At 72.0% G+C, this 13,871-nt stretch carries 14 protein-coding genes; 3 read left to right on the forward strand and 11 right to left on the reverse strand.

Going from position 1 to position 13,871, the window contains the following annotated elements:
* Window positions 1–104: 104 nt before the first annotated feature.
* Window positions 105–1,502, reverse strand: coding sequence for a hypothetical protein (locus AB0M28_RS02915; protein WP_365396673.1), 1,398 nt, complete (start codon window positions 1,500–1,502; stop codon window positions 105–107).
* 488 nt (window positions 1,503–1,990) lie between these two features.
* Here AB0M28_RS02915 and AB0M28_RS02920 point away from each other — a divergent pair, with 488 nt between their 5' ends.
* The gene (locus tag AB0M28_RS02920) at window positions 1,991–2,743 is read left to right on the forward strand and encodes a hypothetical protein (protein ID WP_365396675.1); all 753 of its coding nucleotides are present in this window, start codon (window positions 1,991–1,993) and stop codon (window positions 2,741–2,743) included.
* Window positions 2,744–2,754: 11 nt separating this feature from the next.
* On the opposite strand, the gene AB0M28_RS02925 is transcribed toward AB0M28_RS02920, so the two are convergent.
* Together AB0M28_RS02925 and AB0M28_RS02930 are read right to left on the reverse strand one after the other, a co-directional pair.
* Window positions 2,755–3,258: an ATP-binding protein gene (locus tag AB0M28_RS02925; RefSeq protein ID WP_365396678.1), complete on the reverse strand. Its 504-nt coding sequence runs from the start codon at window positions 3,256–3,258 to the stop codon at window positions 2,755–2,757.
* Between the two features lie 47 nt (window positions 3,259–3,305).
* The gene (locus AB0M28_RS02930) at window positions 3,306–3,641 is read right to left on the reverse strand and encodes a hypothetical protein (protein WP_365396681.1); all 336 of its coding nucleotides are present in this window, start codon (window positions 3,639–3,641) and stop codon (window positions 3,306–3,308) included.
* Between the two features lie 131 nt (window positions 3,642–3,772).
* Here AB0M28_RS02930 and AB0M28_RS02935 point away from each other — a divergent pair, with 131 nt between their 5' ends.
* A complete protein-coding gene (locus AB0M28_RS02935) occupies window positions 3,773–4,519 on the forward strand; it encodes a GntR family transcriptional regulator (protein WP_365396684.1) in 747 nt (248 codons plus the stop codon).
* A gap of 162 nt (window positions 4,520–4,681) precedes the next feature.
* Here the strand turns inward: AB0M28_RS02935 and AB0M28_RS02940 are convergent, their stop codons facing one another.
* Entirely contained in the window at window positions 4,682–5,137 is a 456-nt protein-coding gene (locus AB0M28_RS02940; protein WP_365396687.1) for a DUF6278 family protein, read from the reverse strand.
* Between the two features lie 266 nt (window positions 5,138–5,403).
* On the opposite strand from AB0M28_RS02940, the gene AB0M28_RS02945 reads away from it, so the two are divergent.
* Window positions 5,404–7,176 carry an SGNH/GDSL hydrolase family protein gene (locus tag AB0M28_RS02945; RefSeq protein WP_365397079.1) on the forward strand — a complete coding sequence of 591 codons (1,773 nt, stop codon included), beginning with the start codon at window positions 5,404–5,406 and terminating at the stop codon, window positions 7,174–7,176.
* A 69-nt stretch (window positions 7,177–7,245) separates the two neighbouring features.
* Here the strand turns inward: AB0M28_RS02945 and AB0M28_RS02950 are convergent, their stop codons facing one another.
* The 7 genes from AB0M28_RS02950 to AB0M28_RS02980 form a co-directional block, all read right to left on the reverse strand.
* A complete protein-coding gene (locus AB0M28_RS02950; protein WP_365396690.1) occupies window positions 7,246–8,055 on the reverse strand; it encodes an exodeoxyribonuclease III in 810 nt (269 codons plus the stop codon).
* Window positions 8,056–8,376: 321 nt separating this feature from the next.
* Window positions 8,377–9,021, reverse strand: a complete 645-nt coding sequence (locus AB0M28_RS02955; protein WP_365396693.1) for an MBL fold metallo-hydrolase — start codon at window positions 9,019–9,021, stop codon at window positions 8,377–8,379.
* 58 nt (window positions 9,022–9,079) lie between these two features.
* The gene (locus AB0M28_RS02960; protein ID WP_365396696.1) at window positions 9,080–9,721 is read right to left on the reverse strand and encodes a hypothetical protein; all 642 of its coding nucleotides are present in this window, start codon (window positions 9,719–9,721) and stop codon (window positions 9,080–9,082) included.
* On the reverse strand, window positions 9,721–10,845 hold the full coding sequence (locus tag AB0M28_RS02965) for an ROK family glucokinase (RefSeq protein ID WP_365396699.1): 1,125 nt from the start codon (window positions 10,843–10,845) through the stop codon (window positions 9,721–9,723). The genes AB0M28_RS02960 and AB0M28_RS02965 overlap by 1 nt, the downstream gene beginning before the upstream one ends.
* 67 nt (window positions 10,846–10,912) lie before the next feature.
* On the reverse strand, window positions 10,913–11,752 hold the full coding sequence (locus AB0M28_RS02970) for an ATP-binding cassette domain-containing protein (RefSeq protein ID WP_365396702.1): 840 nt from the start codon (window positions 11,750–11,752) through the stop codon (window positions 10,913–10,915).
* The gene (locus AB0M28_RS02975) at window positions 11,749–12,789 is read right to left on the reverse strand and encodes an ABC transporter permease (RefSeq protein ID WP_365396705.1); all 1,041 of its coding nucleotides are present in this window, start codon (window positions 12,787–12,789) and stop codon (window positions 11,749–11,751) included. The genes AB0M28_RS02970 and AB0M28_RS02975 overlap by 4 nt, the downstream gene beginning before the upstream one ends.
* The gene (locus tag AB0M28_RS02980) at window positions 12,786–13,796 is read right to left on the reverse strand and encodes a sugar ABC transporter substrate-binding protein (RefSeq protein WP_365396708.1); all 1,011 of its coding nucleotides are present in this window, start codon (window positions 13,794–13,796) and stop codon (window positions 12,786–12,788) included. Before AB0M28_RS02980 ends, AB0M28_RS02975 begins: the two co-directional genes overlap by 4 nt.
* Between the last annotated feature and the right edge of the window lie 75 nt (window positions 13,797–13,871).

A 13,871-nucleotide genomic window follows, 5' to 3' on the forward strand; every position in this document is an offset into this window, starting at 1 on the left:
GAGGCGCGCAGCGCAGATTCGGGGGGCCGGGGGCGGAGCCCCCGCAGCGGGACGCGACCAGCCGGGGGTCTGGGGGCGCGGCCCCCAGGAACCGGTGACGGCCCTCAGGCCGCCCCCGAAACCAACCCCGCGGAGCGGAGCGCCTGCGCCACATCCCGCCTCCGATGCTCAGAAACACGCCCCGCCGCCACAAGAACCGGCCGCGAAAGCCGCTCGGGCGCAGCCCGAACAAGCTCCACCGCCTCATCCGCCGTGCGGTTCCGCACGAACGCCGCCAGCAACGCCCCCGCCTGCTCCCCCGCACCGAGCCCGGCAAGAGCAAGAGCCGCGGTGGCGACATCCGCGACCGGCCGAGCCACGGACTGCCGCAACAACCCCTGGCTGTCCGGGTCACGCCCCGCCGCGGACAGCGAGGCCGCGACGGCCGCGAGCCGCTCCGCCGGCAGACTCGCGGCCTCCCAGAGCAGGGTCGTCACATCCGCACCGAGCCCCGACCGCTCCAGCTCCCCGACGAGATGGGGGAACTGCTCGGGCGGCCCCGCCGCAGCGATGCTCAGCTCCGCGTACGCCTCACCGCTGCGCCCCTCGGCCCGCAGCCGCCGCACGCGTACAACGGCCGCGGCGGCGGCACGCTGATCCTGCGCCGCACTCTCGGCACTGCGCCGCCCGCCACCGCGACTCCCCGCACCGCCGCTCCCCGCACCGCGACTCCCGGCCCGCGCGGAGGCGTCCGCACGGTCCGCCGCACCCCGCCCGCGGGCGGACCCCGCACCACCGGTGGCCCCCGCGAACCGGGCCCCGCGCGGCGCGGGAGCCCCGGCCGCCCCGGCGAACCGCGCCCCCCGCGGCGCCGCCGGAGCGGCGGGGGCGGCCGTGGCCTCGGGCACGGCGGTGCCCATGACCGGCAGCACCGGCGCCGCAGGCGCCTCCGCGGCCCCGGCGAACCGCGCACCACGCGGCGGCGCGAGCGCCGGAGCAGGCTCGGCCTCGGTCCGTGCCAGGCGCAGCGCCTCGATCCGCTCCCGCAGCTCGGCCCCGCGGGCCTGCGCACGCCGGTGGTCGTCACGCACCCAGGCGAGCTCGTCGGCGAGGCGCTGGCGGTCGTGGAGGTTGGCCGCGTCGGCGATGTCGCGGCGCAGCCGGGCCATCGCCTGCTCACTGCGGCGCTGCTCGTCCCCCATCACGGCAAGGCTCGACCGCAGCCCGTCCTCGCTCCCGTGGCGCAGGTCGACGGCGTGCAGCGCGGCGCGGTGCAGCCGGCGGGCGTGGTCGGCGGTCCGGGTGGCGGCCTGGGGGCCGCGCTGGGTCTCCAGGTCCGACAGCAGCGCCTCGACGACGTCCCAGGGCGGTATCTCGTCGCCGTCGACGCAGGCCCGGATACCGGCGGGATCGCTCTGCAGGAAGACCCCGTACCAGCCGGCGCCGGGATCCAGACCGCCCGCCAGCTCCCGGAAGAACGCGGTGAACGCCTGGGCCTCGGGGAGTCGCGGTTCGTCTCGCACCGGGTCGCCGTCCTCTCCGGGCCGCCTGGTCGTCCGGCCCGTCCGTCTGCTGCCGTCGTACGCCGTGCCATTCGACGGACCCGGGCACCGGACACGGCGCCGGCGGAGCCCGGTCCGCCTCCGGGCACCCGACCGTTGGGCGGCCCGGTCCCCGGCCGTGACCGGCCGGACGGGGCGCCAGTGCCCGGAGGACGGACACGCGGACCGCCGGCTGCCGGGCCGGGACGCCCCCGTGTCCCCGGCCGGCGCAGTGCCGGTGCGCTCTTGCCCCCGGATGGTTCAGCCGCATTCGACACCCGCCGTGTTACGAGGGCGCTACGGGGAGTTTGCGGGGACGGCACACCGTGTCCGGGACTGCGAACCGACGGAGCGGGAGCTTCATCGGCAAAAGGAAGGCAAAGGGGCGGAGGGCACAATCGCTGAGGTATGCCGCCCGTCCTGCTCCCGGCCTCGAACAACGGTCCGGTGCACCAGTAACATGCCGCCCCATGAATGACGGCATGGTCACCATCATCCTCGTCGCCGTGGGTCTGGTCGTCGGCTGCGGCCTCGGCTGGTACGGCCGCAAGTCCTCCACGAGCCGCGCAAGCGCCCGCCGCGAGCGGTTCTTCGGGCTGCCCGAGAACTCCGAGTGCCTCGTCGTGGTCAACCGCGACGCGAGCGGCAGTGACTGGACCGTCGCCAAGCACGACGTGTTCGCCCTGGTCGAGCTCGCCGCCGTGATCAAGGGGTGCGGCGCGCACCTGCAGATCGTCGCGCACGACACCGCGAACCAGGGCTTCGGCGACCGCACGGAGTTCTGCGTGGGCACCCCGATATCGAACCGCCGGATGGCCGCCCATATGAGCTCCCTTCTGCCGGGCGTACGGATCAACACCGACCCCGAGCCGGGGCCGGACCGGGGCGCGTTCGCGATCGGGTCCGAGCGCTACCGGCTCGACAGCGGCATCACCGAGCACGTCCTCCTGGCCCGGCTCACGGCGGGCCAGGACGCGCGTCCGGTGTTCATCTCCTGCGGCCAGCGCTCGATCACGAACCAGGCCGCGATGCGGTACCTGGCCCGTAACGAGGCCAAGCTCGCCCGCAAGTACGGCAACACCTCCTTCGTCCTGCTGCTGAAGGTCGTCAACTCCCAGTCCTACGGCCCCGACGTCGTCGAACTGGTCGCCGACGTCACCAAGGCCGCGAAGGCGCCGTCCCCGCTGCCGTCACCCGGCAAGGGCAACGGCAAGTCGGTGTAGCGCACCGCGGGTCAGGGGCCCGGGTCCGCGGCCAGCCGTATGGCCGGCTGCGGGGGCAGGTGCGCCCAGGCACGGGTCCCGACGGCGCTGCGGATGATGCCGCAGCGCGCGGCGAAGTGGTGAACCAGCAGCAGTCCACGCCCCTCCTCCGCGATGTCCGCCGTCACGGCCGGACACCCGGGAACACCGGGACGGTCCGGGCGCTCGCCACCGTCCAGGCGCTCGCCACCGTCCCGTCCCGGACGCCACGCGCCCGCGTCCGCCACCTCGATGCGGACCTCGTCCGCCGCGCGGCTGAGTTTCAGCTCCACGTGAGGTGAGCCACTGTGCCGCACCGCGTTGCCGACGAGCTCCGTGACGATCGTGCGGGCGGCGAAGGACGTGTCCTCGTCGGCGCCCCAGGCCGCCAGCACCGTCGCGGCGAAGGCCCTTATCTCCGGCACCGCCCGCTCGGTCGCCGCGAGCGCGCAGGCCGCGAAGGCCCCGCTCTGCTCGCCGGAGAGCCCGTCCCGCACCCCCCGCGAGGATGGTTCCCCGGGCGGCGTCACCTCGCCCCCGGCGGTCATGCCGCACCCCACGGAAGCTCGGCCCAGACCGTCGACGTACCGGAGAGCTGACTGACGGAGGAGCCGTAGCGGACGCCCTCACCGCGTACGAGGTCCATCGGGCGAACCACCCCTGCCGGGGATGGCGCCGCCCCCGGGGACTCCGGCAGTATGGCCGTCACTGTGATCCTCAACGTGCCTCCAGCCAGCAGCACTGCCACCTCGCAGGGTCTGCCGTCGAAGTTCAGCCGGGTGTCCGCCGCGAGAGCGGTGGCGATCCGGACCGCGTACGCGCCCAGTTCGTGGTCGTCGAGCACATCCGCCACGAACGCGCCGACTCGTGTCGCGTCCACCCCGGAAGGCAGCGCGAGGATTTCGGACAAAGGGTCCACTGGCACCCCCAGATAACAACCTTGTTGCCTAGGTACCAAAAATCTCCCTGAGTACCTAGCCTGTCAAGCGAGTTGCGGGAAAGGAGCCCGGAATGGGCGACACGAGGCCGGTGTACCAGCGGATCGCGGACGATCTGCGGGACCGTATCGACAGCGGCGATCTCAAGGTCGGGGCGCAGATCCCGTCCCGTTCCGAGCTGAAGCGCGCGTATGAGGCGAGCGATCAGACCGTGGACCGCGCGGTGCGCGTGCTGAAGGCCGCCGGATATGCCCAAGGGCAGTTCGGCCGGGGCGTGTTCGTGACCGACCGGACGCCGCTGGGCACCCTGCTGCGCACCACCGGCGCCGTGGACTCGCCGTTCGCCGCACAGATCTCCGCCGCGGACACCTCGCTCAGCTGGGAGGCCACCTCCGTCACCACGCCGGCGCCGCGGAACATCGCGGAGCGGCTGGGCATCGAGGCGGGCGACCGCGTGATGTGCACCCAGTACGAGTATCTGGCGAACCGCAAGCCCGTGCAGCTCGCCACCAGTTGGGAGCCGCTGGCGATCACCGAGGGCACGGACGTGGTCTTCCCCGAGCGCGGCCCGTACGCCAAGCGCGGCGTCCGCGGCCGGATGGCGGCCATCGGCGTGCGCGTGGTGCGGGCCAGCGAGCTCGTCGGCTCGCGCGCGGCGACGAGCGCGGAGGCGGAGACGCTGGGCTGCACGCCGGGCCAGTGCCTCACCGTGCTCGAGCGCACGCACTACGACGAGGACAACCGGCCGGTGGAGACCTCCGACGTCGTGGTCCGCGCTGACCGCTGGCGGCTCGAGTACGTCATCGACTACACAGCCTGAGACAAGGAGCCCCGCAGGACCCGTACGGGCCGGCTCCCTCACCCACGACCTCATCGCCCACCCCCGCGATCCGTCCGACTACCAACAGTGACGAATCTAGCGGGCAGGTCTGACAATCCGTGACGGGGCGGCCCTGACGTGGGCGTTTACGGGGGAACGGAGTCAGTCCTCCGAGACCTCCGCGTACAGGTGGGCCAGCTCCGGCGTACCCGTCTCCGCCCAGGTGTGGCCCATCTCCACCACGTCGATCTCGCGGCCGGAGTCCAGCTCCACCACGGGCTGGTCGTCCGACGCGATCACCCAGTGCGCGCCCGGCACCGTGCGGACGATCACCGTGCCGAGGTACAGACCCGCGTCGTTGCCGAGCCAAGGGAGCACCTCGGGATCGTCCCGCCAGCGCGGAACCAGCTGGTCGAGGGCCTGCAACGACGATTCGGAGTCGTCGAGTTCGACGCCGGACACCGCCGCCTGCGAGCGCAGCAGTTGGCATTCGGAGAGGAGTTCCGCGATCCCGGACTGATCCGTCTCCCGGGCTGCAGGGTCGTCGCTGGAGAGCGCGGACGCACCGGGGGCCGCGCCGTGCTTCCGGCGCCAGTTGTCCAGGAAGGAAATGTTCATATCCCTACGGTCGCAGACCGACCAGCGCGAACGCCACAGGCACGCGCAAAGCGGATCACCACGCTCACCTTTCACTCACGTCACGAAGCCGCGCTCCGAAGGGCGGGCGACTCGCCCCATGATCACCAACAGCCACGCCCGCAGGCATTCTTGACCCGTCACTCGTGTCTCTCTACGTTCGTGGCGCCCCTGTCGTCACACGGGAGGATCCTCCCTTGGCACCGACCCTGGCACCGACACGCTCGATCACCGTCAGCCTGCTCGCCCTGGCCGCCCTCTGTGCGTCCCAGCCTGCCGTTTCCGCCGCCACAGACGCCGTCGCGGCCCCGACCGCTCCACGCCCCCTGGAGCAGTTCTTCGACAACACCGCCATCAGCGACGACTTCGCCACCGGCGCCGCCGACCTCGACGGGGCCGGCAACTCGATCTCCGCGCAGGACCTCATGGCCGCCGGCTGGCACCCCGGACAGCGGCTCACCCTGGACGGCGCCGGCCACGAATGGCCGCGCTACGGCGACGGGGCGCCGGACAACGTCCGCACCGACGGCCAGACGGTGAAGCTGCAGGGCCGCGGCAACGCGGTGTCCTTCCTCGTCGCCGCCTCCACCGAGGGCGCGGCGGGCTCCGCGGCCACGGGCACGGGCACGATCCACTACCGCGACGGTTCGACGGGCTCGTACACCCTCACCGCCCCCGACTGGCGCTCCGGTCCGCACGCGACGAAGGCCGTGGGCCTCCCCCACCTCAACACTCCGGGCGGCCAACTCGCCGAGAAGACCCGTCTGTACGCGGTCACGGTGCCCGTACGCCGCGGCGCGATGATCGACGCCGTGACGCTCCCGGCCGATCCCGGTCCGACCACCGATCTGCACGTCTTCGCCGCCTCCGTACGCCCCGAGGCGGACGGCTGGACGGGCAGCTGGGGTGCGGCGGCCTCCGGCTATCCCGCGGTCGGCCCGTGGACGGACCGCACCCTGCGCCTCGTGGTGCACACCAGCGCCGGCGGTACGGCGGCGCGGATCCGGCTGGCCAACACGTTCGCGGCGGCCCCCGTCACGGTCGGCGGGGCCACCGTCGCGCTGCGGGCCGACGGCGCCTCCGCTGCCACGGTGCCGCAGCCGGTGACCTTCGACGGCGGCCGTCCGTCGGCGGTGATGCCGGCCGGGGCGCAGGCTGTCAGCGATCCGGTCGGCTTCGACGTCCCCGCCGGGGCGGATCTGCTGGTCAGCTTCCATCTCCCCGGCACGGTCGTCTCGGCCCCCGTGCACAGCCTCGCCCTGCAGACCTCGTACGTCTCGGCGCCGGGCAGCGGCGACCGCTCCGGCGACCAGGGCGGCGAGAACTTCACCGGGCAGATCCGCACCTGGCCGTTCCTCACAGGCGTCGACGTGTCCGGCGGCCCGGGCTCCGTGGTCACCCTCGGCGACTCCATCACCGACGGAACGGCGACCACCCCCGACACCAACCGCCGCTGGCCCGACGTGCTCGCGAGGCGGCTGCGGGAGCGGCCGGGAGCCCCCGTGTACGGCGTGCTCAACCAGGGCATCTCCGCGAACCGGGTCGCCTCCGACCGCTATCAGGGCGACGGCGTCAGCACGGACCTGGGCGGCGTCAGCGCGCAGAACCGGCTGGAGCGCGACGTCCTCTCCCAGACCGGCGTCCGTACGGTGCTCGTCTTCGAGGGCGTCAACGACGTCCGCTGGGGCTACTCCGCCGCGGACGTCATCGACGGACTTCGGCGGATCGCCGAACGGGCGCACAGCCGCGGGCTGCGGGTCGTGGCGGCGACGATCCTGCCCTGCGCGGGCGAGCGGATGTGCACCGCGGAGGCCGACGCCCAGCGGGAGGCGGTCAACGCGTTCATCCGCGACAACGGCGGCGTCTTCGACGCGGTGGCCGACTTCGACGCGGTCGCCCGTGATCCGCAGCGCCCGCAGGCGCTCCTCCCGGCGTACGACAGCGGCGACCACCTCCACCCCAACGAGACGGGCCTGACGGCCCTGGCCGAGTCGGTCGACCTGGGCACGCTCGTGCCGTGAGCCGGGGCGGCGGGGGTGGCGTGCCGGCCGCTCCCGCCGCGGTGGCGGTCCGCTTCTGGGGCTCCATGTTTACAGGTCCAGGTCCACGACCACCGGGGCGTGGTCCGACGGGGCCATGCCGGCGGGGGCGTCCTTCTTGCCCGGGCGGCGGGCCTCGCGGTCGACGTACGCGTCCTTCACGGCCTGGGTGAAGGGGGCGTTGCCGTAGACGTGGTCGATGCGCATGCCCTTGTTCTTCTGGAAGCCCAGCTGGCGGTAGTCCCAGAACGTGAACGGGATGTCGTACTTCAGGGCGCGCGGGTAGACCTCGTCCAGGCCCGTCTTCTGCAGCTCGATCAGCGCGGCCCGCTCGGCCTCGGAGACGTGGGTGGCTCCCTCGAAGAGGGCGATGTCCCAGACGTCCTCGTCCTTCGGGGCGACGTTGAAGTCACCCAGGACGGCGAAGGGGCGGCTGCCCGTGGCGTCCTCGGCCACCGCCGTGCGCAGGGCCTCCAGCCACTGCAGCTTGTACGCGTAGTGGGCGTGGCCCACCTCGCGGCCGTTCGGTACGTACAGCGACCAGACGCGGACCGGGCCGCAGGTCGCGCCCACGGCGCGGGGTTCGACGACTCCGTCGTACTCCGGCTGGCCGGGGAGGTCGCGGGTCACGTCGTCGAGGCCGGTCTTCGAGATGATCGCGACGCCGTTCCAGCGGCCGTCGGCCACGATCGCGGCTTCGTAGCCGAGCTCGCGGAGGGCTTCCGTGGGGAACGCCTCCGGCGTGCACTTCAGCTCCTGGAGGCAGACGATGTCCGGCTCCGTCGTGCGGAGCCAGGTCAGGACGCGGTCCAGGCGGGTGGTGATCGAGTTGACGTTCCACGTCGCGATACGGAGTGCCATGCGGCAAACCTATCGCGTGGGTCTGACACCGGGTGTCCTCGCGCGGTCGCCTCACGCTGCGGGGGCTCCGCCCCCGGGCCCCCTCGTCGGCGCTGCGCGCCATCCGGCCTCAAACGCCGGCCGGGCTTCGACCCGCGGTGCGGTCGCGCTGGCTGACGCAGTCGGCGCTGCGCGCCTCGTCCTCAAACGCCGGACGGGCTGGGGTGCGGTCTCCGCCCTCCGGCGAGGGACGGGGTTCGGGTGCGGTCGCGCCGGCTTAAGCAGTCGGCGCTGCGCGCCTCGTCCTCAAACGCCGGACGGGCTGGGGTGCGGACTCGGGTCTCAGACCTCCACGCTCTCCCCCGGTGTCAGGCGGAGGTGTTCCGCTCCGGCCACGCCTGGGCCGTTCGGGCCCAGCATTCGGTCGTAGATCAGGGGGGCCACGTCCGACAGGAGGGCGTTGTGGATGTCGATCGCTCGGGTCGGCTTCAGTTCGCGGACGTAGTCGATGACTTCCGCGATCTTGTTCCACGGGGCCATCACCGGCAGCAGCAGCGTGTCCACCGGGCGGTCCGGGACCGTGAGCGCGTCGCCGGGGTGGAAGACCGAGCCGTCCACGACGAAGCCGATGTTCGTGATGCGCGGGATGTCGGGGTGGATCACCGCGTGGAGTTCGCCGTGGACCTCGATGTCGTAGCCCGCGGCCGTGAACGTGTCGCCGTGGCCGACCGTGTGCACGCGGCCCGGGTACGCCGCCGCGAGCTGGGAGGCGACGCTGGCGAGGGTCCACAGCTCGCAGCCCGGGTTCGCGTCCAGGGCGGCGCGCAGACGCTGCTCGTTGAAGTGGTCGACGTGCTCGTGCGTGACCAGCAGCGCGTCGGCGTCCGCCGCCGCGTCCTCCTCGGTGAAGGCTCCCGGATCGATGACGAGAACCCGGCCGCCCGTCTCCAGCCGGACACAGGCGTGGCCCTTCTTCGTCAGTCGCATCGACTGCTCGCCTCCCTCGATCAGGACGTCGGAACGTCGGAACGTCGGACGTCAGTCGTCAGAAATCAATGGTGGACACCACCCGGACCGCCGGATGGTTGAAGCGGTCGTACGAGACCGCGATCTCCACGTCCGGGCCGCTGCCCGGGCGGTCGATCCTCGTACCCCACCAGGTGCGGCCGTCGTTGAGGTCCCAGCCGACCTTGTCGGCCTGAGCCTTGGTGATGGGCACGTAGCCCTTCTTCAGGTCGGCCTCGGAGGTGCCGGCGTCCTTCAGGAAGATCGGCAGCTTCATGGGGCTGGTGTTGAACTCCACCCACAGGGTGCTCGACTTCCACGAATTCGTCTCGTAGTGCCGCACCGTGCCGGCCTTCTCCGGCATGGGCACCTCGTAGATGCGGCGCTGCACCTTCGTGGGCCAGCCGTCGGTGAGGTTGGTGGCGTTGGCCTTCTCCGCCTTGTCGCGGCCCGCGTCGCGGCTCTGCAGGAACGAGATGCAGAGGTAGACCAGCGGTACGCCGATCAGCAGGGCGATGATCGTGCGGCCCTTCCAGCCGGGCGGCAGCCGGCGCGGGACGTACTCCTGCTCCGCGTCGCCGGACCCGTCCCCCGGCCGGGGGCCGTCGCGCCCGTCGTCCCGGCCGCCCTCGTGCGAGGGCCCGGACGGCTGCTCCGGGCCGGACCCGGACTCCGTCAGCATTACTTTCCGACCACCTGTGCGAATCGTTCGTAGCGTTCCACCCGCCGCCGGTTCGTACGCCGGAAGCGGCGGGCGACCAGCCGGGCCAGGTCCGCGGCGCCGACGAGGCCCGCGTCGTTGCCGAGCTGCGCCTTGGCGATCCGGGCCTCCGGCCGGTAGCCGCGGCCGGTCAGCGAGCGCCGGAAGGCGTCGCGGGCGGGGCCGATGAGCAGGTCGTCGGCCGCGCTGACGCCGCCGCCGATGACGAAGCAGCCGGGGTCGAGGGCCGCTGCGAGGTTGGCGAGGCCGACGCCGAGCCACTGGCCGATGTCCTGCAGCAGCTCGACGCACATGGCGTCGCCGTCGCGGGCCAGCTCGGTGATCAGCGGGCCGGTGATGTCGCCGATGCGGCCCTGGACCTTGTCGATGATCCCGTACGCGACGGGCGACTCGGCGGCGGCCAGCTCGCGGGCCTCACGCACCAGGGCGTTGCCGGAGCTGTACTGCTCCCAGCAGCCGCGGTTGCCGCAGGGGCAGCGGTGGCCGCCGGGCACGACCTGCATATGGCCGAACTCGCCGGCCACGCCGAACTTGCCCCGCTTGACCTGGCCGTCCTCCAGGATGGCCCCGCCGATGCCCGTACCGAGCGTGATCATGACGAGGTAGTCCTCGCCGCGGCCGGCGCCGAAGCGCCACTCCGCCCACGCGGCGGTGTTGGCGTCGTTGTCGACCATGACGGGGACGCGCAGCCGGGACGACAGGGCGTCGCGCAGGGGCTCGTCGCGCCAGGACAGGTGCGGGGCGAAGAGGACGCGGGAGCGGTTGGCGTCGACCCAGCCGGCGGCGCCGATGCCCACGGCGTGCACGTCGTGCCGCTCGGACAGGTCCAGCACCAGCTCGACGATGGTGTCCTCGACGACCTTGGGGCTCTTGGACTTGTCCGGGGTCTCGGCCCGCATCCGCTCGAGGATGTTGCCGTCGGCGTCGACGACGCCGGCGGCCACCTTCGTACCGCCGATGTCGATGCCGACGGTGGGCACCCTGGGTGCCGTCAGGTGCGACCTCCGCTCGCGGCTGCTGACGCTGCGCAGAACGGTGGCGCGGGCGGCTCCCTTGGGCTGCACTCTTTCGCGGTTCGAGGTCATCGCTTGTGATTCTGCCTTACGGCGGGGGGCGCCGCTCCCTCCGGGTGGGGGTTCGGCGCCCGTCTCGTCACACGTCGTGACCGCCGATGTGGTCGGGGACGGGGGCGCGCTCCAGCTCGTGGGAGAGCTGTTCCAGGTCGCCGCCGCCCGCCATCTCGCGGGTGAGCTCGTCCAGGTCGATCTCCGCCTTGGAGTGGCTGCCGGCCATCGCCCCGCGCTTGAGCAGGATGAACCGGTCGCCGACGAGATAGGCGTGGTGCGGGTTGTGTGTGATCAGGACCACGCCGAGACCGGCGTCCCGGGCCGCCGCGACGTACTTCAGCACGACGCCGGACTGCTTGACGCCGAGGGCCGCGGTCGGCTCGTCGAGGATGAGCACCTTCGCGCCGAAGTACACCGCACGGGCGATGGCCACGCACTGCCGTTCGCCGCCGGAGAGGGTGCCGATCGGCTGGTCGACGTCCCTCAGGTCGATGCCCATGCGCAGCAGCTCGTGGTACGCCGTCCTGCGCATCGCCTCGACGTCCAGCCGCCGCAGCGGGCCGCGGCCCTTCGTCGGCTCGGAGCCGAGGAAGAAGTTCCGCCAGACCGGCATCAGCGGGACGACGGCGAGGTCCTGGTAGACGGTGGCGATGCCGCGGTCCAGCGCCTCGCGCGGGTTGGCGAGCTTCGTCTCCCTGCCGTCGATCAGGAAGTGGCCGGCGTCGTGCTGGTGCAGCCCCGCGATGATCTTGATCAACGTGGACTTGCCGGCGCCGTTGTCGCCCAGGACGCAGGTGATCTCCCCCGCGTGGACCTCCAGCGAGACGCCCTGGAGGGCGCGGATGTTCCCGTAGTACTTACTGACGTCGCGCAGCTCGACCAGCGGGCTGGCGGCGGGCTCCGGCGTACGCTCCACAGACGTCATTTCGCGGCCTCCGCCCGCTTGCGGACCCATGCGTTGAGCAGCGTGGCGAGCAGCAGCATCGCCCCTAGGAAGAACCAGAACCAGTCCGCGTCCCACTGCGCGTACACGATGCCCTGCTTGGTCATGCCGAAGATCAGGGCGCCGATCGCGGCGCCGATCGCCGATCCGTAGCCGCCGGTCAGCAGGCAGCCGCCGATCACGGCCGCGGCGATGTAGTGCAGCTCCAGGCCGCGGCCCTCGGCGGACTGGATCACGCCGAACGAGAAGAGCAGGTGCTGCCCGGAGATCCAGGCGCCGAGGGCGACGCCCAGATACAGGCCGATCTTGGTGCGGTGGACGGGTACGCCGACCGCGCGGGCGGCCGGTCCGGCGCCGCCGACCGCGAAGATCCAGTTGCCGGCCCGGGTGCGCAGCAGGATCCAGGTGGCGACGGCCACCAGGACGATCCACCACAGGATCGTCACCCGCAGGTCCCAGGAGCCGATGCTGAGGGTGGAGGAGAAGACCGCCTTGGCGGACTCGAAGCCCTCCATGTCGGAGATCGACTTGGTGGAGACGGTGCCGTTGACCGCCTTGGTCACGCCGACGTTGGCGCCCTGGAGCATCAGGAACGTGCCGAGCGTGATGATGAAGCTGGGCAGCCCCGTACGGACCAGCATGTAGCCGTTGAAGAAGCCGATCGCCAGGGTGACCAGCAGGGAGATCAGGACGCCGACCCAGACGTTGGCGGTCAGCTGGTACGAGAACATCGACGACACGAGTGCGGACGCCGTGACCAGCACACCCGCCGACAGGTCGAACTCGCCGCCGATCATCAGCAGCGCCACCGGCACGGCCATGATGCCGATGGTCGACGCGGCGTAGAGCACCGTGTCCATGCTGCTGAGGAAGCTGTCGGTGATGGCCGAGAAGAACACGAACACGGCGACCGCGCCGATCACCGAGCCCAGCTCGGGGCGGCTGACCAGCTTGCTGAACAGCGAGCGGTGCGCGAGCCGCTCGTCCTCCGTGTCCGTCTTGGTGAGTGTCTGGCTCATCGGGTCCCCCGCTTCGCGTACTCCTCGAGCTCCGCGGCGTCGTCCTTGGTGACGATCTGCGGACCGGTGAGCACCGGGAGACCGCCGCCGAGCGTGTTCGCGTTGTACCGGTACAGCCAGATCAGGTCGACCGCCTCGTAGCCCTGGAGGTACGGCTGCTGGTCGACGGCGAAGGCGAGCATGCCGTCCTGGAGGGACTGCGCGACGCCCTCGTTGAGGTCGAAGGTGGAGATCTGCGCGTCGCTGCCGGCACTCTGCTTGGCCTTCACGGCGGTGTTCGCGAAGGGGGCGCCGAGGGTGACGACGGCGTCGACGGCCTTGTCGGCCGTCAGCTTGGCCTCGATCGACTGCTCGACCGAGGGCATGTTGGTGCCCTCGACGTAGAGGTTCTCCACCACGCCGTCGAAGGTCTTCTTCACGCCGGCGCAGCGCTCCTCGTGACCGACGTTCCCCTGCTCGTGCAGGATGCACAGGGCCTTCTTGCGGCCCGTCCCGTTCAGCTTCTCGCCGACCGCCTCGCCGGCGATCGTCTCGTCCTGGCCGATGTGGGTGAGCGCGCCGAACTCCTTGGACTCCTTGGTGCCGGAGTTGATCGTCATCACCGGGATGCCCGCCGCCACGGCCTTCTCCACCACGGCCTTCATGGCCTCCGGCTTCGCGAGCGAGACGATCAGCCCGTCGACGTCCTGGTCGATGGCGTTCTGCACGAACTGGGCCTGCTCGTTGCCCTCGGGGCTGGCCGCGTAGGTGAAGTTGATGTTGTCCTTCGCGGCGGCCTCCTTGGCGCCCTTCTGCACGATGTCCCAGAAGGTGTCGCCCTGGCCCGAATGGGTGACCATGGCCACGGTCCAGCGCGGGGTGCTGACGGCGGGCCTGCCCCCGGCCTCGGCCGCGGCCTCCTCGGCACGCTTGCCGCCGGTGCTGCTGCATCCGGCCGCAAGGACTCCGACCACGGCCGCCAGCGCCCCCCAGACCCTCGTCCCCGTCAGTGCCGCGCGCTGTGCCACAGCCAGTGTTCCCTTGCGTAGTGCGTCCTGGTACCGCCGGAGCGCGGTAGCCGCCCGGCTACCGGAATGACCCGC

Origin of the sequence: Streptomyces sp. NPDC051940 (assembly GCF_040680895.1) — a bacterium.
Taxonomy (GTDB): domain Bacteria; phylum Actinomycetota; class Actinomycetes; order Streptomycetales; family Streptomycetaceae; genus Streptomyces.

Excerpts from the sequence above, each read along its gene's own strand:
- AB0M28_RS02920 (WP_365396675.1), top strand. The coding sequence starts at position 1,991 with ATGAATGACGGCATGGTCACCATCATCCTCGTCGCCGTGGGTCTGGTC.
- AB0M28_RS02935 (WP_365396684.1), top strand. The coding sequence starts at position 3,773 with ATGGGCGACACGAGGCCGGTGTACCAGCGGATCGCGGACGATCTGCGG.
- AB0M28_RS02940 (WP_365396687.1), bottom strand. The coding sequence starts at position 5,137 with ATGAACATTTCCTTCCTGGACAACTGGCGCCGGAAGCACGGCGCGGCC.
- AB0M28_RS02950 (WP_365396690.1), bottom strand. The coding sequence starts at position 8,055 with ATGGCACTCCGTATCGCGACGTGGAACGTCAACTCGATCACCACCCGC.
- AB0M28_RS02955 (WP_365396693.1), bottom strand. The coding sequence starts at position 9,021 with ATGCGACTGACGAAGAAGGGCCACGCCTGTGTCCGGCTGGAGACGGGC.
- AB0M28_RS02960 (WP_365396696.1), bottom strand. The coding sequence starts at position 9,721 with ATGCTGACGGAGTCCGGGTCCGGCCCGGAGCAGCCGTCCGGGCCCTCG.
- AB0M28_RS02965 (WP_365396699.1), bottom strand. The coding sequence starts at position 10,845 with ATGACCTCGAACCGCGAAAGAGTGCAGCCCAAGGGAGCCGCCCGCGCC.
- AB0M28_RS02970 (WP_365396702.1), bottom strand. The coding sequence starts at position 11,752 with ATGACGTCTGTGGAGCGTACGCCGGAGCCCGCCGCCAGCCCGCTGGTC.
- AB0M28_RS02975 (WP_365396705.1), bottom strand. The coding sequence starts at position 12,789 with ATGAGCCAGACACTCACCAAGACGGACACGGAGGACGAGCGGCTCGCG.